Genomic DNA, 19815 nt, shown 5'->3' with positions numbered 1-19815 from the left:
ATAATGCAAAACCACCATTTTGTTGTATTAATGTTGTAGTTAATCGTTGTAGTCAATTGTTGTGTCCACTTTCAGGAGACCTCCATGTTCATCCCTTCCCTGCCGCGCACTGCCGCCGCAATTGCGTTGTCTGCGTCATTCATCGCCACTGCCGGTGCAGGATTGTTCGGCGCGGGCACGGCCCACGCCGCAGCTCCCATGGTCAAGACATCCGCCCCGGCCTACTACCGGATGATGTTGGGCGACTTTGAAATTACCGTACTGTCCGACGGCACCAACGCGCTGCCGGTGGAAAAATTGTTGACCAATACCACGGCAGCGGAAACCACCAAACAGCTGGCGAAGTCCTATCTGAAAAGCCCGCTGGAAACCTCCTTCAACGGCTTCCTGATCAATACCGGCAGCAAACTAATCCTGGTCGATACGGGTGCCGGCAGTTTCTTCGGTCCCACGCTGGGCAACCTGGCCGCCAACCTGAAGGCAGCCGGCTACCAGCCTGAGCAAGTGGACGAAGTCTATATCACCCACATGCACTCCGACCATATAGGCGGCCTGCTGGCGGGCGACAAGGCCGCATTCCCGAATGCGATCGTGCGCGCGCAAAAAAATGAATCCGACTACTGGCTGAGCCAGGCCAACATGGACAAGGCGGCCGATGGCGGCAAAGGCGGTTTCAAGAATGCCATGGCGGCATTGAACCCTTATGTCAGTGCCGGCAAATTCAAGCCCTTTGAAGGCAACACTGAACTGGTGCCCGGCATCAAGGCAATTGCAGGCCACGGCCATACTGCAGGTCACAGTGAATATGTCGTCGAAAGCAAGGGCGAAAAACTGGTGCTGTGGGGTGACCTGATCCACGTTGCCGCGGTACAGTTCGAACATCCGGAAGTAACAATCAGCTTCGACAGCGACAGCAAAACCGCAGCCGCGGAGCGCAAGCAAGCCTTTGCCGATGCGGCCAAAGCCGGCTACCTGGTAGCCGGTGCCCACCTCGCCTTCCCCGCGCTCGGCCACCTGCGCGCCGAAGGTAAAGGCTATATATGGGTGCCAGTGAATTACGCCCCGGTACGCTAAGCAAGCATTGAAGGAAGCGTCTTGCAAAGTACGCCAGGGGCGCTTCCGGTATTTCTAGAAAGAGGTCAGGCATGAGCACACTATTCAGCCCGTTTTCACTGGGCACAGTCACACTAAGAAACCGCATCGTCGTATCGCCGATGTGCCAGTATTCCGCCGAAGACGGGCAAGTCGGCGACTGGCACATGATGCATCTCGGCGGACTCGCGCTGTCCGGCGCCGGCCTGCTGTTTATCGAAGCCAGCGCGGTGGAAGCAGATGGCCGCATTACGCCCGGCGACGTCGGCCTGTATTCGGATGCCACTGAAGCGGCACTGGGCAAGGTCATCAACGCCTTCCGCAAATACTCGAAGATCCCGGTTGCGATCCAACTCGCGCATGCGGGCCGCAAATCGTCCAGCCGCGCCCCCTGGGAAGGCGGCCAGTTGATCCCCATCGGCGAAGGCGGCTGGCAGACAGAAGCGCCGTCGGCCGTGCCGCATGCCGAAGGAGAGCACCCTCCCACTGCATTGGACAAGGCAGGACTGGCGCGCCTACGCGATGCCTTTGCAGAATCTGCCAGGCGCGCGCACCGCTTAGGTATTGAAGTCATCGAACTGCATGCTGCACACGGCTACCTGCTGCACCAGTTCCTGTCCCCATTGGCGAACAAGCGCGATGATGAATACGGCGGCTCGCTGGAAAACCGCATGCGCTTCCCGCTGGAAGTATTCGACGCAGTGCGCGCCGCGCTACCCGCGGACAAGGTTGTGGGGATGCGCGTCTCGGCCACAGACTGGGTTGCCGGCGGCTGGGACCTGGAACAATGCACCGCGTTTGCCCGTGCCCTGACGCAGCACGGCTGCCGTTTTATCGACGTTTCCAGCGGCGGCGTATCGCCTTTGCAGCAGATAAGCCTCGGCCCCGGCTACCAGGTCGGGTTTGCCGAGCACATCCGCAAGGAAACAGGTATGCCGACCATCGCAGTCGGTCTGATTACCGAACCGGAACAGGCTGAAGCAATCGTCGCATCCGGCCAGGCCGACATGGTGGCGCTGGCGCGCGCAATACTGTACGACCCACACTGGCCATGGCATGCCGCTGCCAAGCTGGGCGGCACGGTGGAAGCGCCGCAGCAGTACTGGCGTTCACAGCCGCGGGACCAGAAAGCGCTATTTGGCAACACCCTTATCGGCCAGCGTTAAGCTGCCCGTACGCGGGGTGCTGGCAAGCAGGGGCAGGTCCGCCACGGACCTGCCCCTGCTTTTCTGACGATAACACCGGACTTTCTCAGTGCCTAGCCTCTATCCACGCAGTATCGCTGCTGAAGGAGCCGTCAGCCTGCACCGCAAAGTATTCCTTCACCTCGCGCGGCAGTTCCCGCATCGTTACCTGCAAGGCCGCCACCCGCTCCGCTGAAGTGCGGATGCGCTTCACCCAGCTGCCGAACTCCAGCGGCAGTTTCCAGCTGTCGCTACCTGTTACCTGCAAACCCGCAGCGCCCAGCATCGCCTTCCATTCAGAGATGCGGTAATCCCGGACGTGGCTGGAATCACGCAGCAATTCCACCGTCTGCAATACGGTATCGTACAAGGGCGTTTCAGGCGCCACCACGTCGATGACCACCAGCGTGCCGCCGGGTTTCAACACCCTGGCCATTTCCGCCACCGCGCTGCCCATGTGCAGCCAGTGGTGCGCGGAAAAGCGCGTCGCCACCAGATCAAAACTGGCATCGGCAAACGGCAGCTTCTCTGCCGGACCCTGCCGGGTATCCAGATTGGCAAGGCCGCGTTTATGCGCTTCCGTGGCCACCACCTGCAGCATTTCATCCGACAGGTCATACGCCGTCACGCTGCCCGCCTGCGCGGACGCCAGCGCAAAGCTGGCATGCCCCGCGCCGCAGCCCAGATCCAGACTGCGCTGCGCTTGCAGGCGTGCCGCCAGCGCGCCAAGGCGCTGCAAATCCTGTCCCTGCGCATGCACGCTGCTGCTCAGGTAGTTGGCCGCCGTACTACCAAATTGTTGTACCACCAAGCCTTGCTGATCCACGATATCTCCTTTTTGCGGTGTAAAAATACCTTATGCCTTGCTACAGCCTTACCCTATCCCCACAAGTGCCGGCGAAGCGTGCTTAGTATAGAATCGCTAAAATACTGGAACAAGACTCCCCTTTATCCTAGTATCAGTAACTACCAGTATCACCCTCGCCCGGATACCATCACATGAAAAACCAGGACCTCGGCAAATTTATCCGCACCCACAGGGAACGCGTGCGGCCGGAAGATGCCGGCCTGCGTACTACCGGCAGGCGCCGGACACCCGGCCTGCGGCGCGAGGAACTGGCGCAGCTATGCGATGTGAGCCCGACGTGGATCACGTGGCTGGAGCAGGGGCGGCCCGTCACCGCTTCGGTGGAAACGCTCGCCGCAATGGCGGATGCGCTGAAGCTGACTGCGGCCGAAAGGTCGTACCTGTTCACGCTGGCAGGCAAGCTGGATCCGGCAGCAAGCCCGGAGCCTGCGCACGGCGGCGCTGATGCGGTACTGGGAAGCCTGGCCCATATCAGCATACCCGCCTATATACTGGACAGGCAGTGGAACGCACTGGCATGGAACGACGCAGCGCAAGACCTGTTTGTCGGCTGGCTCGACCAAGGCAAGAAAGATGCAGAAAGCCAGGAAGCACCCAGCCTGCTGCACTATACCTTCCTGTCACCCAGGGCGCGCAAGCTGATACTGGACTGGGAAGACCGCGCCAGGCGGCTGGTGGCCGAATTCCGCGCCGATTGCGGCAGGCACCTGGACGATACGGCGGTGCAGCCCGTCGTCGCCGACCTGTGCCGGCTGAGCAAGGAATTCGCCGCCTACTGGCAAGACTACGATGTGACCACACGCGAAGGCGGCACCCGCCAGTTCCGCCATCCGCAGCGCGGCCTGCTGGCATATCAGCAAACCACATTTTATGCGGCGGTGCGCAGCGATCTGAAACTGGTCATGCTGTCGCCGCTGGCGGCAGGCGCCATGGCCTGAGCCATAAGCCTTCAGGCCGGGGTCGCTGCCGATTCCGCTGCCGGTTCCGCTGCCAGTTCCGCATCCATTGCCGCTGCCCTCACCGCTGCCGGACGCGCATTGATACGCTCTAGATATGCAGTAAGCTCCGGCAATTCAGGCACCAGCTTAAAGGCGACTATCCAGCTCAACGCATAACCCCACAGCGCGTCTGCGGCAGTGTAGCGATCGCCCAGCAGATAAGGTCCGGCAGCCAGTTGCAGGCGCACGGTTTCCAACGTGGTGTCAAAGCTGCCGTAGGGAGACAGCGAGGGCGGCGCCGGCTCGCGCTTGAGTGAAAGGTCCACCACGGCCGGCTCAAAGCAGGAACCGTAAAACACCATCCAGCGCAGGTAAGCACCGCGCAAGGGGTCGCCGGGTAGCGGCGACAAACCCGCTTCGGCATACAGTTCAGCCAGGTACATATAGACCGCAGCCTGCTCGGTGACCAGGACATCGCCATGCAATATCGCCGGCACCTTGCCCATGGGATTGACCGCCAGGTAAGCCGGGCCGCGCTGCTCGGCGGCTTTCATGTTCAATACGTGCAACTCGTAGTCGGCGCCCAGCTCCTCCAGCAATATACGGACGCCGGCGGAACGGCTGTGCGGAGAATGGAACAGGACGATACGGCGGTCGGGGGTCATCATGCTATCCTTGTAGAAATGGGTGAGTGCCCATTCTCTTCCGCGGCGATCACACCTGTCTTGTAAAAACGCGCAGGTTCGGGCAATTCCTCGCTTCAATAATAAAAACGAATGACACAGCTGATCAACGTTACCGACAAACCCAAAGGCGTCGTCGATCCCGCGGCGGCAAAAAAAATGTTCCGGCTGGAACGCTATCTGCCGGGCGCGGAACTGGCGCATGTGCTGGACCACTACTGGATCGTGGAATGGAATCTGGAAGGGCGCCCGCCCTATACGCAGAAAACCCTGCCCTACCCCTGTGTGAACCTGGTATTCGACAAGGGCAGGACGGCCGCTTTCGGCGTCGTCAGCGGCGCGTTCGATTACACCTTGCAAGGCAGCGGACGGGTACTCGGGCTGCGCTTCAGGCCGGGAGCTTTCCGCTGCCTGCTCGGCAGGCCCATGCATACGATCACCGACCGTACCGTCCGCGTGCAGGATATACTGGGCTGCGATGATATCGCGGCTGAAAACCTGGTGCTGTCGGCGCCAGACGATACAGGCATGGTCGCCGCGGCAGAGGACCTGCTGCTGCCGGCAGTGCGGCAAGCCTTGCCGGAGCCCGATACCAAAGTGGAAAAAATCAACCGCATCCTGAATATGCTGGCTGAAGACATCGGCATCACCAGGGTGGAAGACCTGGCGGAGCAGGCGCAGACCGGCATGCGCGCATTACAGCAGCTGTTCAGCGACTATGTGGGCGTCAGCCCCAAGTGGGTGATACGCCGGTACCGGCTACAGGAAGCGGCGGACCGACTGGCCGGCGGCGATGCGCTCGATCTGGCGGAGCTGGCGCACGGACTGGGTTACTTCGACCAGGCGCACCTGACAAGGGATTTCCGCAAACTGGTCGGCAAGGCGCCGGCGGAATACCGGAAAGCGGCGATGCCGCATAGCGACTAGAGGCTACGCAGCCTCTGCATTTCTTTTGTGCAGCGTATAACCAACCTCAATGTGGTTCAGCATATCGCCCCTTTGCCAGCCTTGCGCCAGGTAAAAGGCATCGGCCCGGGTGTGGGCCTGGGTGCCCAGGCTGACCTTGTCATTGCCAAGGCTAAATAGCCAGGCGGCAGCTAATTCCAGCAATCTCTTTCCCGCACCCCGCCCTTCGTATTCCGGCAGCACGAACAGCGCCCAGATCGATGAATCTTCTTTGGCCGCATAGCTGAAGCCGACAATGCGGCCATCCATTTCGGCAACCCAGCCGCGGCCCAAGACATCCAGGTAATCCACGCACATCTGCACGGTAACCCTGGCAGGATTGGACAAGACGTTTTCTTTGACCGCCAGCCGTATCTGCATGATAACGGGTACATCGGCCTCTACGGCCTGTCTGAATATTGTGTTCATATTTTTTCTGGTTTCGGGCGCAGCCTGAAGACTTGCGCATAGGCTTTCCGCGATGCGAAATAAAAATCGCAGCCAGGATAACTTACTTTGCCGCGCCGCGATAGCGTGCCAGTTCCTGCTTCAGCCAGACTGCACTTTCCATGGATTTTCCGTCGGCACATTTGACGAGGTAGGCCTGTCCGCTCAGGCTGCTCTTGCTGGCCGCGAGTTCAATGAAGGACTCTGCAGTGGAGATTTCTCCGCGCAACATGAAGTAGTCGTATTTTTTGATCAGATGGGATTTGGCATCGGCGCCGCCATACCAGGAACCGTTCCTGTTGAATTCGCATTTCGACGTCACCAGCGTTTGCAGCAGATGATCAATCTCGCGCTTGACAATCGCCTTATCGACGGAAGCCGCCATGGCGGCAGCGGTGGCGCCGGTGGGCGCCATGACAGCCGCTGCTACAGTCGTTGCAGTCGCTGCGGCCGGCAAGCATAGAAAAATGAGGGAGCATGCTAAAACACCAGGCAATTTCGTATGTATGGTCATGTTGGCTCCCCGCTCGCGCCGGGTTGGTTGGGCAAATCAGCAGATTATCGACAACTTGCCAGCATACACGAAACCATCTCAAACTAATTGTGCGCAGCAGCACCCGCCCCACCAGAGGGTGCCGCCACCGTCGCATCGTCCTTCATCACGAATACCAGGCGCGCTCCCAGCGCCTTGTCTATCCTGCTCATCACAGGCCGCATCGCCTGGTATTCCCGTGCCGAGCACCAGGACTTGTCCGAACTCGATCCCCATTTGCGCGTCAGCCGGTACACATTGCCGATGCGCTCGTACCGGGCATCAAAAAAGATAGGCCCTTCATGCATGCTGATATCCTTGGGCAGGTACATCACCTGCATTGCGGGCGGCATTTCTATGTCCACCACGTCGTTGACCGAGAAGGCATCACACTTGGCATCGGCCGTCCGCTCCGGCTGGGTGAAGCGCTTCAATATCTTGCCCAGTGAAATGGGGCCGGTCACTCCCGGTGAAAATGCCAGCACGCCGGCTTCCGGCTGGTTGACGTAATTGCGTATGCTTTCGGTATAGCGGAAGCCCAGCACATCCTCCCTTGCCGACTTCACCGTCTGCAATGAGCCATCGCCATCCAGCCCTGCGTCTGCCATGGTCTTTTTCACCCAGTCCTGCTCCTGGCCCGGCCCTATATCTTCGATGAAGCTCCTGACCTCGGCGGCAGCCCTGCCGTAGCCGTCTATCTCGGAGGTACGCACCGCCGATCCGTCGGCGGCGAATTTGATATGGACGCGCCGGTTCATCTTGAAATTGTCTGCCGTTGCAATCGGCGTGCGCCGCACCTCTTCAAAATTCTTCGTTACCAGTACCGGCTTGTCGCTATCTCCTTCCGGCAAGATGCCGAACGGCATCTGGCTGTCGGTGGAATCCAGGAACAAGCCCAGCGTGGGCAGGTAGTTGATCGCGTGGTTAAACCACAACAAGGCCACCGGCGGCAACAGGTAGTTTTCGGTATCGGAATAAATCAGCACCTGCGATGCGGGGATGCCGCGCGCTTCCAGCAGGGCTTCCAGCAAGGTGGCGTGGTCTTTGCAATCGCCGTAGTGGGTCTTCAGAATGGTCGCGGTGTCGTTCGGCACCCAGCCGCCATTGCCGACATAGCTGGCGACATAGCGGATATTCTTGCGCACCCAGTCGTACAACAGCCGCGCCTGTTCGCGCTGCGAGCCGGCGCCTTTCGTGATGTCGGCTGCCAGCGCCCGCACTTCCGGCGTTACGACGGATTTTTGTGTGGACGCCTGCTGATACGCGTCGGCGATGGCTTTCCAGTCTGCGTAGGTGGACAGCATCACATAGGGTGTTTGCTGCCAGCTGTTGATGCTGACCGGCTCAGGCAATACTGTGTCCTTGCTGCTGAACGTCAGATGCAGCCGGCGTTCGTCACCCGAGACGCCGTCGTCCGCAAGCACCAGGTCATTGTGGGCAATATTCAGTTTCAAGGATTGTGGATAACGCACGGTGACGGCAACATCGTCGCGGATCATGTCGCGGTAAAAGTAATAAATGCGCGAGGTTCCGCCCGGCAGGTCAGGTAATTTCTGCACAAAGCGGTAGCGCAGCCGGATTGCATCGCCGGCCGTCAGCTTGGGAAAGGTGATCTGCAGCAGCTTCTGTTCCGGATAGGACACGCCGCCTAGCACGCCCTCCTGCATCTTGATGTCGGACTTTGGCACCTTGATGACACCGCCCTGCGCGGAAATGGTCTCGGCTTCCAGCACTTCGATTTCCTGCCGGCTGACGTCATATACCAGATACTGCTGGCCCAGTGTGGCCGCGCCTTGCAGATCTACCGCGCGCCAGGTGTAATCGATAATGCTGGTGTAAGTGCCCTCCGCGTCGAAGCTGACGTCGAAGCGTTCCTTGACCGAGTGGATATGGCCTTCGCCGGCCGCGCAGGCCGCACCGGAAATAAAAACAAGAGCAAGCAATGTGCCGCATACAGGCAGGTTTTTGCACCACATTCTTATTCCCCTTTACTGATGTTTTTTGCGCGTGCGGCCTTATGCCGCAAAAACATACTTCTGAGTTCACATTGCGCCCCTGCACAGCGCGGACTGTTCATCAGTATAGGCATGCCGGTACCGTTTAGACAAAGATGACTTGTCGCAAGATTGCAATGGGGAATAGCATGCCTGCCTTTTCTGCGGAAAGAATATCAATTAATACATACCGTTGCACCTGGCGCATCTTTGTTAAAGAAGGTGAATGTTCCTGAAGGAGCCTGCGAATACGGGGTTCCCTTTCTATTCGCTCTCAATATGCACTCAGATTTTTCTTGTTACAATACTCTACTTTTACGGCATTTCCGACGAGTAAGCTCGGTTATATACTGAATTTGGCAGACATAAAAAAACAAGCTCGAAGCCACCCTAAACGCATATTCCCTTTCTAAGGAGCGCCGGTTTCAGGGACTAAAAAATATCTTAAAAATTCTCAGGCACCAAAAAGAAAATCCATTTAGTCGATGCCAAAATGGCAAACACGATGACGTGCATTTCGGCGCATGGCATGACGCTTTAGCCTGCCCTTTCCGTAAAGTGTATTTCATCGGCATGCAATCATTTATTGAGACAATGCAATATTCGCATACAGATTTAACTTTCTTTATTCCTTCAAGGACCCGCCATGCAATGGTTTAATAATATGAAGATCAGCAGCAAGCTGATGAGTTCTTTTATCGTGATGATGGTGCTGACCGTCGTACTTGGCGCATTTTCCATACGCGAATTGATTATTGTCAACGCAGCGTCTTCGGATATTGCCACCAACTGGCTGCCCAGCATACGCTCCGGTCTGCAAATGCAGTCATCGCTGGCGCGCTTCCGCATTTCGGAACTGCAGCACATTCTGTCCACCGAGGACGCTGACCTGGGTGCTGCCGAAAAGGCAATGGAGACACGCCTCGTGCTGTTCCGGAAAACGCAGGCAGAATATGAAAAGATGATTTCGGAACCGGAAGAAAAACAGATCTATCCGGAATTTCAAAAAGCGCTGGATGCCTATCTGGCCGAGAATAAAAAAATCCTGGACATGTCACGTACGGGCAAAAAGGATGAAGCACGCGCCGTATTCAAGGCTGAGTCCAATAAACTGTTCCGGCAGTTGAACGAACAGCTGGACCAACTTGTAAAAATCAACGATGACGGCAGCACTACCGCCAATGCAAGCGCTGACGTCACCTATGCGTCGGCCCGCACCTGGATCGTGGTACTGCTGATCAGCTGCGTCGTCATCGGCCTGGCGCTGGCCATACTTATCGCGCGCATTATTTCCCGGCCGTTGATAGAAGCCGTCGAAATTTCCGAAAAAGTCGCGCATGGCGACCTCACCGCCGACATCCACTCTTCGGGCAACGACGAAACCGGCCAGATGATGACCGCGCTGAAAGCCATGAACGACAGCCTGCTGCAGATTGTCAGCGAAGTACGCACCGGCACTGAGACCATCGCAACGGCCTCCAGCCAGATCGCCGCGGGCAACCTGGATCTGTCCAGCCGCACCGAGGAACAGGCCAGTTCGCTGGAAGAAACCGCGTCGGCAATGGAAGAGCTGACATCCACGGTCAAGCAGAATGCCGATAATGCACGCCAGGCAAACCAGCTTGCCGCATCTGCTTCGCAGATTGCCGTACAGGGCGGCGAAGTAGTGGGCCAGGTCATACAAACGATGAGTTCCATCAATGAATCTTCGCGCAAAATCGTCGACATCATCAGCGTCATTGACGGCATCGCCTTCCAGACCAATATCCTGGCGCTGAATGCAGCGGTGGAAGCCGCGCGCGCCGGCGAGCAAGGACGCGGCTTTGCCGTGGTGGCAACTGAAGTACGTACGCTGGCGCAGCGTAGCGCGGCAGCCGCCAAAGAGATCAAGGTGCTGATCGATGATGCGGTCGGCAATGTCAGCGTAGGTAGCAAGCTGGTGGACCGTGCCGGCGAAACGATGAAACAGGTGGTGGACAGCGTCAGGCAGGTGTCTGACATCGTCAGCGAAATCAGCGCCGCCAGTAACGAACAGAGCACAGGCATCGAGCAGGTCAACCTGGCAATTGCGCAGATGGATGAGGTCACCCAGCAGAATGCCGCACTGGTGGAGGAGTCAGCCGCCGCCGCAACGTCGATGGAAGAGCAGGCCGCGAAGCTGGCGCAAGCCGTCAGCATATTCAAGCTGCGCGACGGCATTGCCGCGCGCGCTGCCGGACCTGTCCGCGCAACGTCGGCTGCACAATTTTCCGCTTCCAAGCTACGCCAGCTGACCTGATCAGGCGTCGCGTTTCCCTTGGTGCCGTACAGCCCGCGCTGTGCGGCATTTTTCTTTTACGCAAGCTTTCTTATAGGAATAATCCTACAGCAGCATCCGGCCTTGTCCGGTTGCCTGTCATGCATGATACGCCCACACTTCCGTCATTGTCTGAAAGGAAACTATCATGCAGCATGTCCACTATCATTACAAACGTCCCAGCAAGTTCCGCTCTGTCGGCTATCTCGCCTTTGCGCTGATAGGCTTGGCCATTTTGAATGTTGTCCGCAGCTATCATATTGCGATGTGCGATGTGCTGAGCGTCTGCGAAGTGGAAGCCCCATTACTGTTCCTGATGATACCAGCGCTCATGGTGGTCGCGGGAGGGGGCCTGTTTTTGCATCAGGCTTACCGCGATTTCGTTCGCCAGGACTATCTGGAAGAAGACCCCTGGGAATAGGCTCGTCTAGGATTCGCCTGCATAACTACAAATAAGAAGCTACACATAAGCGACCTCGCACTGTGGGCATAAAAAAAACCGTCTGAACTGTATCGGCAAGGCCTGCAATCATACTGCAAACCTGCAGGTAGCAATCAGCTGTCGTTGCCCTGCTCTTCCATAACAGGCAGTTCAAAATAGAAGCTGCTCCCCTGCTCCACTACCGACTCAAATCCTATCGTGCCTTGCATCTGCTCCAGGATGGATTTGCAGATACTGAGGCCCAGGCCCGTGCCCCCTTTTTTGCGCCGGTCGGAACCATCAACCTGTGAAAACTTCTGAAAAATCTTGTCATGGGATTCGGGCGGTATGCCGCATCCGTGGTCGGTCACCGTAACTCGAACCCTGCCTTCTTTCGCCTGGGCCGATATCTCTACGCTACTGCCTGTATTTGAGAACTTGGCAGCATTGGACAGCAGGTTGATCATCACCTGGATCAGCCTGTCCTGATCCACATTGACGCAAACATCCGGCACCGGCGCAATCAAGCGCAATTCCACGCCGTATTGCTGCCCATAGAAAGTGCTGAGTTCAAGCGCCTGCTGTATCAGCACCGGCAGGCTGCTGGTTTTGAAAACGAAACTCATATTGCCGGATTCAATTTTCTCTATATCGAGAATGTCGTTGATCAGGCGTATCAGTCGCTCGCTGTTACGATGGGCCACCGCCAGCAATTGCCCAGCCTGGACGGGTACCTGCCCCGCAACGCCCCCCAGTATCAGCCCCAGTGAACCGTGAATGGAAGTTAAGGGCGTACGCAGCTCGTGGCTGACAGTGGAAATAAACTCATCCTTCAAGGCATCCACCTTCCTGCGCTCGGAAATATCCCGCAGGAAGACATGCCCCGCGTAGCCGTCCGTATCGTAGAGTGATGCGATAGAAATTTCCATCGGTATCAGCGTGCCGTCCTTGCGCCGCGCATCGATTTCCACCCTTCTGTGCACCACCATGCCGCGCGCATTGTCGTCTTCCAGGTGCGTGATGTGGACAACGACGGCATCCAGCTGATCCGGCGGAATGATCGTTTCCAGCAGGCGCTTGCCCAGCACCTCGTCGCGCGTCCAGCCCAGGCTGCGTTCCGCCTGCGCATTCCAGTCGCGGATCTGGCCGTTTTCACCGACCATGACGAAGGCGTCGGTGGAATTTTCCAGGATCAGCTTCATGCGGTTCTGTTCCTGCAGGATATGGCTGACCAGCGGCTGCAGCTGTTTGCGCAGTACAAAGGTGCCCAGCACCACCAGCAAGGCCAGCAATATGCCCAGCAGGTTGAACTGCTTGCGCAGCAACGCATACTGCTCCTCCAGGCCGGTTTTCAACACTAGGCCCAGGCCGAGCTTGCCGACAGGCGCATAAGCAGCCATGACATTGCTGCCGCCCATATCGGTTACCGCAACGGCGCCGGACTGCCCGGCCAGCGCGCGGGCTACCGGCAAGCCGATGCCCTTGTTGCCGGATAGCGCGATATGCACATTTGCCGCAAAAAAACGGGTAGGAAAACAGACAGCGTCAGCGCCTTCTCGCGTGCACAGCAAGGCATCATCCGAATCGCCCAGCGTCTGCAGATCCTTGACCAGGCTGCTCAGCGCCGACAGCTTTTGCTCAGTGATGACACGGCCAGCGACTTTTCCGTCCACGATGGCCTCGTTTTCCGAGCGTAATACGAAGCCGTCCTGCCACAGCAAGCTTTCCTGGCCCTGGCTACCGGTCCCATCATTCAGGCGCGCCACCACAACGGCACGGTCACCGCTCATCTGCGCTGTGGTGAGCAGGTGTTCGCCCCGTGCACTATAGAATTCGATGCCGGAAAATCCCAGCGGCAACAGTGTCCGTCCTACCTCCGCGACAAAAGCCAGCGCATCCGCATTGCGCGGCTGCTCGCTCAGGGAAGCCAGCGCCCTTTTCAGCGCAGGCCGTGTAGCGATCGACTTGGCAAGCATAGTTGCCTGGTCCAGCATGTGCGCGATGACCACCGCATTGCGGGTGGCGTCGCTCTGCACGTTGTCCTTGGTGGTTTGCTCATAGCCTTGCTGCAACACTGCAAAGCCCGTCAGGCCGGCAACGACCGCCAGTATCGTCAGCAGCATGCCGGCAATGCGGGTAATGCGCTGGTCTTCATTATGCAGGTTGACGGGAGCAACAGCGATGCCGTCGCCGACAAAAAACCACAAGCCAAGGCCGAGCAGGCAGATGCCTAGCGCCGATGGCGCTGCAACCCGGTTATAGCCGGTGATGCGGTACAAGTCTTCCAGGTTGAGCGTATACATGAACAGGCTCAGTCCGCCAATCAACAGCACCGCAATCACCAGTGCCGTGACAATTTTACGGGTGCGGGGCCCCTGCACGCTTCGGCTGTCCAGCAGGAATACTGCCCCCGACAGTATCAGCGCGAGGCTGGTATCGGGTGGCAACAGGCTGGTGGAGCCCGAGGCTGGTCCGGGCTTGAACAAGGGTTCTATCAGGATTAGCGCCGGCGCCGCCATCAGCACAACCGAAAAAAAACGCAATACATAGCGCGACCAGCTGCTACGGTAAGATCCCAGCAGGCAAGCCCCGGCCACGATGAACAGGATGGCAGCAGCCAGCGACATGGCCTCCGTGCCGGACATGATGGAAAGCATTTTCTCATTGCCCATCAGCCAGCCGCTAAGGACGACAGCCGGCAAGCCGCATAGGGCAAGGCCCAGCCACCGCCTGATTCCTATTGAAAATATATTCATCCCGCACGCCAGTGATGCCGCTCGATACGGCGGCCTAGAACTTATTTCATCCCGAACGAGTCCATTCTATTGATGAAATGAATGCTAATTTTATTATAACTGTTGCATGGCGTAAAAAGACGGCGGTGTGGCATTTGCGCCCACCTGCCCGGAATCACCCCGCCGTGCAGGCAATGCGTCGCTCATATACTATCTGGCTGAATGCCTGGCTTAATACGGCTTGCAGGCACAATGGGTTAAAAAGAGTCAGCCCCTCAGGAGAACAGAACGTGTTTGAACGACTGCAGCAATTATTGACAGAATCCGGCGCCGCTTTCCGCATAGTGGAGCACGTGCATGAAGGCAACTCGGAAAAAGTTGCTTCTGTACGCGGCACCGAGGTCGGCCAAGGCGCCAAGGCCATGCTATGCAAACTGAAGAACGCCGATTTCAGCGTCATGACCATTGTTCCCGGCGACCGCCGCGTGGACTTCAAGAAAGTGGCCGCCCATTACGGCGCGGCCAAGGCCAGCCTGCTGTCGCCGGAAGAGGCCATGGCGCAAACCGGCTGCGTCATCGGCGCGATACCGCCTTTTTCCTTCGATCCAGGAATACGATTGCTGGTGGATCCCGAGCTGTTCAGGCGCTACAAGGAAATTGCGTTCAATGCCGGCAGGCTGGACAGGTCTATCGTACTCAATGCGGATGATTATCTGCGCATCGCCAGCCCTGAGCTTGCCGACATCACCGCCGCCTGAAAAATCTTTGCGAGAGACGCCATGCATATATCCGATATCCCCTTCGGCATCACCGACTGGTCTGCCGTTGAAAAAACCGAACATCCCGGGGAAACCGGCACCGCCTGCTGGCGCACCCGCCAGTTTGGCACTCTCCGTGTACGGATGGTCGATTACAGCGCCGGCTATCTGGCCGACCACTGGTGCAGCAAGGGCCATATTCTGCTGTGCCTGTCGGGTTCGATGGAAACCGAATTACAGGATGGACGCCGGTTCCTCCTGACGCCCGGCGTCAGCTACCAGGTAGCGGACCATGCAGAGGCGCACCGCTCTTACACCAAAGACGGCGCCACGCTGTTCATCGTGGACTGAAGCAGCGGCGCAGTTCAGCTTAGCTTGGATTAACTCAGATCACAAAAAAACCATGGGTGCCGTCACGGCCCAACTGTTCCACCAGCCCGTACTCCCAGTCAAGATAAGCCTGCATGGCGGCGACGGGATTATCCGTGCCTTCATAAGGCCTGCGGTAGCGGTCCGAGCGCGGCGATGCAAAATGCGCAGCGGCAGAAGAGTCTGCGCCCTCGGTTTGCAGGCCGGCGGCAACCCAGGCATCGGTGCCGCCTTCCAGCACATACGCCTGCGCCGATGTCAGTGCCTGAAATTCTTTCAGCACCAGTTGCGCCAGTAAGCCGTCGGCAGACGTCAATACATAACGGCTTGACTGAGGCAGGTTTTGCAACGCCACCTTCAGTTCAGAGCGCAATGCAAACCAGGCGCCGGGAATGCGCCTTTGCACGAATTGCGCGCTGGCGGCAAAATCGACTACCGTAATTCCGCTTGCGCCGTCGCCTGCCAGCCATTCCTTCAGCGCCCCTGCAGTGAGCATCGCAGCGCTGTCTATCGTTTCGACACGTAGCGGCAGACGTACGGCCGACTGGCCGCTTCCACTCCAGCTCTCTGGCGCAGCACCATCCAGCACGTGCACCTCCCAGCCCATCTGCGCAAGCCAGGAAGCTGTCATATTGGCGCGTACGCCGTCGTCATCGGCCAGCACAATGCGCGCGCCGCGCACCGGCGCCACATGGTCGGTTTCCTGCACCAACTGGCCGCCCGGCGCCGACGCAAAACCCGGCAAATGCGCGTGCAGGTATTCTTCCGGCGTGCGCACGTCGAAGCGGTAGGTGGTCCTGTCCTTCTGCTCCAGATACTGCTGCAGCTGTTCCACACTGGCACGCTGCACACCGGCCAGATCCGCCGTGCGGCGCGCGGAAACGGCCGCCTGTGCGCGGTTATCCGGGCTTGTTTCCGGGAAACGGCGCTGCTGCTGGTGTTGCAGGGTTTGCCCGGCCAGCGTCCAGCCTATGGTGCCGTTGCGCAGCGCTGCAACCGGATTCGGAATGCCGGCGTTGACCAGCGACTGCGTGCCGATGATGCTGCGGGTACGGCCGGCGCAATTGACGATCACCCGGGTCTTGGGATCGGGCGCCAGTTCGCGCACGCGCAGCACCAGTTCTGCGCCGGGTACGCTGATGCTGGTGGGGATGCTCATCGTGCGGTATTCGTCGAAGCGGCGCGCATCCAGCACAACCACATCGGCCTTGTCGTCCAGCAGTTGCTGTACTTCCTGCGCAGAGAACGACGGTGTATGACGCCTGGATTCCACCAGTTCGCCGAAGGCCTTGCTGGGTGCATTGACGTCACGGAAAATTTCGCCGCCGGCTTCGCGCCAGCCTGCCAGTCCACCTTCCAGCAGCGAGACGCCTGTATACCCCAACTCCCCCAGCATGCACGCGGCGCGTTGCGCCAGCCCTTCGCCGTTGTCATACACGGCGATGAGCGTATCCAGCCTGGGCATGCGCGCATAGGCATCCAGCTCTATCCGCGATAGCGGCAGGTTGGCGGCAAACAGCGGATGTTCTTCCGCGAAAGGTGCTTCCTCGCGCACGTCCAGCAAGGCGATTTCGCGTTTTTCCAGCAAGGCGCTGCGTATCCGCGCATAAGAAATAGTGTCGATTTTTAAAATTTGCGTGATGTCGGCGCTCATTGATCGGTTCTTGATTGAGTGGTTGTTCAGGAAAATGCCGGCGTCGAATATCCGGAGATGAAATCTTTGCTGCTGCCGTCGGGATAGAACACCGAGCGCCGCACTTCGCCGATATCGGCGCCGTACACGTGGATGCTGATGGAAACCTTATCGGCATAGGCATTGCTGACCTGGTGGACATCTCCGATGGACGGCGATACCGCGTCTACCGTCCCCGGCTCCAGCCTGGCGGCCTCGCCATCCGGGGCCAGCGCGCCGCTATCCGTGGCGCTGAACCTTTGCGCTACCTCAGCGCCGCGCAGCATGCCGATCAGGCCCCACACTGTATGATTGTGAATAGGCGTCTGCTGGCCCGGACCCCAGACAAAGCTGACTACGGAAAAGCGCTTTGCCGTATCTGCATGCAACAAAAACTGCTGGTAATGCGTCGCATCCGGCCGCGCACAGGCTTCAGGCAACCAGTCATCTGCCGATACCAGCGCCCGCAGCAGCGCCGCACCGCGATCCAGGATCACCGGCTCCGGGGGTTGCCCGTCCAGCAGCGCAGAAAACGCGCTGACGAAATTTTGCAGGCGGCCGGATGCGGCGGATAAACCGGCGGGAAGTTCATGATTCGGCATGGCGACACCTTGTCTTTAAAGCGCATACGATAGCCGAAGACGGCAGGAAGCAGCACATCGCCGGCAATTTATTTCCAAAACAAATGCGCTCATGCCTACTTTACCGCATCGCCGAAAAGCCTGCTCTGTCAAGCTGATACTTTATACAGGCCGGACAAATTTACTTACCCACAAAAATTGTGGTCAAGATTGTGGATAACTTCTGTTTCCATGCTTTATCTCTTTGATTAAAAAGGGAATAGCATTTCTGATTAATTTTAAGGCAAAGCATTGCGCGGCAAGCTGTCCCTGTCAGATTATGCATGCAGGCCTTGCCGAATTTACAAAAGGCAGGTGACGCAAAGTGCCTGTTTATTGAGCAAAAAAACGGATTGGCGACGCGCGTGCCAGCACTTGCGGCAAGCTGCCGCAAGCGGCTCCGCATAAACCGCTTTTATCCAATAGTTAAGAGAATTAGGCAATCAAGAAATAAGATTATGTATTCACCAAACCGGGCGTGGCTTCTACACTGGCATCCATGGTTTTGTTCATGCCGTTCTACATTCAGGAGTGCCTTATGCCTATCACCAAGATCGTCTTTATCCGTGCAAAAAAAGGCTGTGAAGAAGCACTGGGGGGCGTGCTGCTGACACTGGTCCAGGCTGCACGCCAGGAGAGGGGTTGCCTGGATTACGACCTGCACCGCGCGGTGGACGACCCCGCACTGTGGTTCCTGTACCAGAACTGGGATACTGAAAACGGCTTCCAGCTCCACCTGAAAAAGCCGGCGGCCAGGGCCTGCATACGCGATGCGCAGCCCATGGTGGAAGCGGACATGAACCTGCAGCCGTTCAAGATGATATCGCAGCCTGTGCGCCGTCATTTTCACGACGAGGATGCACTGGCCGCGTGAGCAAGGGGAGCAGAGGGCGGCAGGCACAAAGCGCGCAGCCGCCGGTCTGCTGCTAGGCGCTGCCGGCCTGTTGCGGATGGGTAGCGAAGAATCGCATCATTTCCCTGGAGGCGTCCGGTCCCGTGGAATCGGTATAGCTGCCGCGCCGGTCGCCGCCCGACCACGTATGCCCCGCGCCGTGCACCAGCCATTGTTCAGCCACGGCCCGGCCGTCGCCGGCTTTATGCACGGTACGCGTATAAGTACGGCCTTGCCCGGCACGGCCATTTTCCACTTCGGTGCGTATCTTGAGCGCGGCGTCTGCAGCGCTCTCTACATATTCCTCAATGATCTGGTCGCCATTACGCGGACTCACCGTATTGTCCTGGTCGCCATGGAAGACGATCACGGGTATCTGCTGCAATAAGCGCTCTGCCTTGCCGGCACTGTGTCCCCTGCCCTTCATTGCAAACAGGGCGGAAGGCAGATCCTTTGCGGCGGCGTACGGCAAACCCGAGTGGATGCCGACTGCTGCATACAGGTCGGGATAGGTAGTCCCCATGATCACTGACATCGCACCGCCGGCAGACATGCCGGCCACGAAGACCTGGCGTTCGTCGATCGTATATTCCGTGATGATTTCGCGCGTGATGCCGGCAATGATGGAAGGTTCGCCCTGATCGCGCTGCTGATCGATGGCGTTGAACCAGTTCCAGCATTTGGAACCGTTAGCGGCCTGCGACTGTGCCGGATAGGCGACAAAGCAGGGCTGGTCTTCCGCAATAATATTCATGCCGGTGCCAAGCGCAAAGTCGTCGGGGTCCTGCGTGCAGCCATGCAGCATTACTACCAGCGGCAGAGGCTGCCCGTGGTATTCGCTGGGGATGAACAGCTTGTAGTTGCGGCTGCCTGCACGATTGCTGTAAGAGGCGCTGATGAAACGGCCGCCTCGGACCTGGCCGGCGCCGTCATTTTCCGCAGCGTCATTGGCAGCAGGCTGTTCATGCGGTAACGGCGCTTGCGGCAGTGATCCTACCTGGCCCCAGCTTTCGTCAAACGGCGAAGGAATATGCAAGCCGCCAAACAGCTTGGGCAAGAAATCCGACATGGCATCGGCCTGAGCGGCAACACTTGCTGTTGCTTCTGTAGCGGTAGCTTCTGCCGCTTTCGCACGTGCAGCCGGCTGGGAGGCCGCTGCTTTTGGGCGGGGGTTAATATCTCGCATTGCTTGCGGGTTTTCCTTGAAGTGATGTGGGGGGACGCCGGACGCCCCGTCTTTCGGTGGCAGCATTTTTTGCAGGGCACGCTGTATCAACCGGGTGGCATTGACCGGGCCTTCGTCGCGCAAGGCACGCGTGGCTTCCTTCATCGCGTCAAGCATGTTCTGGTTGATTTTCATGAAAATCCT

At 58.3% G+C, this 19815-nt stretch carries 18 protein-coding genes; 9 read left to right on the top strand and 9 right to left on the bottom strand.

All coding sequences use genetic code 11. The features are described from left to right. The first annotated feature begins 84 nt into the window (after positions 1-84). Both ACO0LO_RS15095 and ACO0LO_RS15090 read left to right on the top strand, forming a co-directional pair. Complete coding sequence (locus ACO0LO_RS15095; RefSeq protein WP_422965054.1) at positions 85-1074, top strand: MBL fold metallo-hydrolase; 990 nt, start codon at positions 85-87, stop codon at positions 1072-1074. A gap of 71 nt (positions 1075-1145) precedes the next feature. After that, positions 1146-2258 (top strand): NADH:flavin oxidoreductase/NADH oxidase, encoded by a 1113-nt coding sequence (locus ACO0LO_RS15090; protein ID WP_422965053.1) that lies wholly within the window; start codon positions 1146-1148, stop codon positions 2256-2258. Positions 2259-2343: 85 nt separating this feature from the next. Here ACO0LO_RS15090 and ACO0LO_RS15085 read toward each other — a convergent pair whose 3' ends face one another. Beyond that, on the bottom strand, positions 2344-3102 hold the full coding sequence (locus ACO0LO_RS15085) for a class I SAM-dependent methyltransferase (RefSeq protein ID WP_422965052.1): 759 nt from the start codon (positions 3100-3102) through the stop codon (positions 2344-2346). A 173-nt stretch (positions 3103-3275) separates the two neighbouring features. Between ACO0LO_RS15085 and ACO0LO_RS15080 the strand changes: the two genes are divergently transcribed. Beyond that, complete coding sequence (locus ACO0LO_RS15080; RefSeq protein WP_422965051.1) at positions 3276-4082, top strand: helix-turn-helix transcriptional regulator; 807 nt, start codon at positions 3276-3278, stop codon at positions 4080-4082. 11 nt (positions 4083-4093) lie between these two features. Here ACO0LO_RS15080 and ACO0LO_RS15075 read toward each other — a convergent pair whose 3' ends face one another. Beyond that, positions 4094-4747: a glutathione S-transferase family protein gene (locus ACO0LO_RS15075; protein WP_422965166.1), complete on the bottom strand. Its 654-nt coding sequence runs from the start codon at positions 4745-4747 to the stop codon at positions 4094-4096. A gap of 111 nt (positions 4748-4858) precedes the next feature. Between ACO0LO_RS15075 and ACO0LO_RS15070 the strand changes: the two genes are divergently transcribed. Continuing rightward, positions 4859-5692 (top strand): AraC family transcriptional regulator, encoded by an 834-nt coding sequence (locus ACO0LO_RS15070; RefSeq protein ID WP_422965050.1) that lies wholly within the window; start codon positions 4859-4861, stop codon positions 5690-5692. Between the two features lie 3 nt (positions 5693-5695). Here the strand turns inward: ACO0LO_RS15070 and ACO0LO_RS15065 are convergent, their stop codons facing one another. The 3 genes from ACO0LO_RS15065 to ACO0LO_RS15055 all read right to left on the bottom strand — a co-directional run bounded on the left by ACO0LO_RS15065 (position 5696) and on the right by ACO0LO_RS15055 (position 8665). Beyond that, complete coding sequence (locus ACO0LO_RS15065) at positions 5696-6139, bottom strand: GNAT family N-acetyltransferase (protein ID WP_422965049.1); 444 nt, start codon at positions 6137-6139, stop codon at positions 5696-5698. Positions 6140-6221: 82 nt separating this feature from the next. Beyond that, positions 6222-6572 (bottom strand): DUF5329 family protein, encoded by a 351-nt coding sequence (locus tag ACO0LO_RS15060; protein ID WP_422965048.1) that lies wholly within the window; start codon positions 6570-6572, stop codon positions 6222-6224. A gap of 182 nt (positions 6573-6754) precedes the next feature. Further along, complete coding sequence (locus tag ACO0LO_RS15055) at positions 6755-8665, bottom strand: DUF3857 domain-containing transglutaminase family protein (protein WP_422965047.1); 1911 nt, start codon at positions 8663-8665, stop codon at positions 6755-6757. Between the two features lie 664 nt (positions 8666-9329). On the opposite strand from ACO0LO_RS15055, the gene ACO0LO_RS15050 reads away from it, so the two are divergent. Both ACO0LO_RS15050 and ACO0LO_RS15045 read left to right on the top strand, forming a co-directional pair. Beyond that, positions 9330-10961: a methyl-accepting chemotaxis protein gene (locus ACO0LO_RS15050; RefSeq protein ID WP_422965046.1), complete on the top strand. Its 1632-nt coding sequence runs from the start codon at positions 9330-9332 to the stop codon at positions 10959-10961. Positions 10962-11127: 166 nt separating this feature from the next. Beyond that, a complete protein-coding gene (locus tag ACO0LO_RS15045) occupies positions 11128-11400 on the top strand; it encodes a hypothetical protein (RefSeq protein ID WP_422965045.1) in 273 nt (90 codons plus the stop codon). Positions 11401-11534: 134 nt separating this feature from the next. Here ACO0LO_RS15045 and ACO0LO_RS15040 read toward each other — a convergent pair whose 3' ends face one another. Beyond that, entirely contained in the window at positions 11535-14156 is a 2622-nt protein-coding gene (locus tag ACO0LO_RS15040) for a sensor histidine kinase (RefSeq protein ID WP_422965044.1), read from the bottom strand. Positions 14157-14425: 269 nt separating this feature from the next. Here ACO0LO_RS15040 and ACO0LO_RS15035 point away from each other — a divergent pair, with 269 nt between their 5' ends. Both ACO0LO_RS15035 and ACO0LO_RS15030 read left to right on the top strand, forming a co-directional pair. Beyond that, complete coding sequence (locus ACO0LO_RS15035; RefSeq protein ID WP_422965043.1) at positions 14426-14893, top strand: YbaK/prolyl-tRNA synthetase associated domain-containing protein; 468 nt, start codon at positions 14426-14428, stop codon at positions 14891-14893. 21 nt (positions 14894-14914) lie between these two features. Continuing rightward, the gene (locus ACO0LO_RS15030) at positions 14915-15244 is read left to right on the top strand and encodes a DHCW motif cupin fold protein (protein WP_422965042.1); all 330 of its coding nucleotides are present in this window, start codon (positions 14915-14917) and stop codon (positions 15242-15244) included. A gap of 34 nt (positions 15245-15278) precedes the next feature. On the opposite strand, the gene ACO0LO_RS15025 is transcribed toward ACO0LO_RS15030, so the two are convergent. Both ACO0LO_RS15025 and ACO0LO_RS15020 read right to left on the bottom strand, forming a co-directional pair. Further along, positions 15279-16916 carry a rhodanese-related sulfurtransferase gene (locus tag ACO0LO_RS15025; RefSeq protein WP_422965041.1) on the bottom strand — a complete coding sequence of 546 codons (1638 nt, stop codon included), beginning with the start codon at positions 16914-16916 and terminating at the stop codon, positions 15279-15281. Positions 16917-16942: 26 nt separating this feature from the next. Next, positions 16943-17536, bottom strand: a complete 594-nt coding sequence (locus ACO0LO_RS15020; RefSeq protein ID WP_422965040.1) for a cysteine dioxygenase — start codon at positions 17534-17536, stop codon at positions 16943-16945. Between the two features lie 556 nt (positions 17537-18092). Here ACO0LO_RS15020 and ACO0LO_RS15015 point away from each other — a divergent pair. Further along, complete coding sequence (locus ACO0LO_RS15015; RefSeq protein ID WP_422965039.1) at positions 18093-18428, top strand: putative quinol monooxygenase; 336 nt, start codon at positions 18093-18095, stop codon at positions 18426-18428. 52 nt (positions 18429-18480) lie between these two features. On the opposite strand, the gene ACO0LO_RS15010 is transcribed toward ACO0LO_RS15015, so the two are convergent. Further along, complete coding sequence (locus ACO0LO_RS15010; protein ID WP_422965038.1) at positions 18481-19806, bottom strand: alpha/beta hydrolase family esterase; 1326 nt, start codon at positions 19804-19806, stop codon at positions 18481-18483. Between the last annotated feature and the right edge of the window lie 9 nt (positions 19807-19815).

This window comes from Undibacterium sp. TJN25, assembly GCF_049339885.1.
Taxonomy (GTDB): Bacteria; Pseudomonadota; Gammaproteobacteria; order Burkholderiales; family Burkholderiaceae_D; genus Undibacterium.
This window is presented reverse-complemented; position numbering and strand designations above follow the sequence as displayed.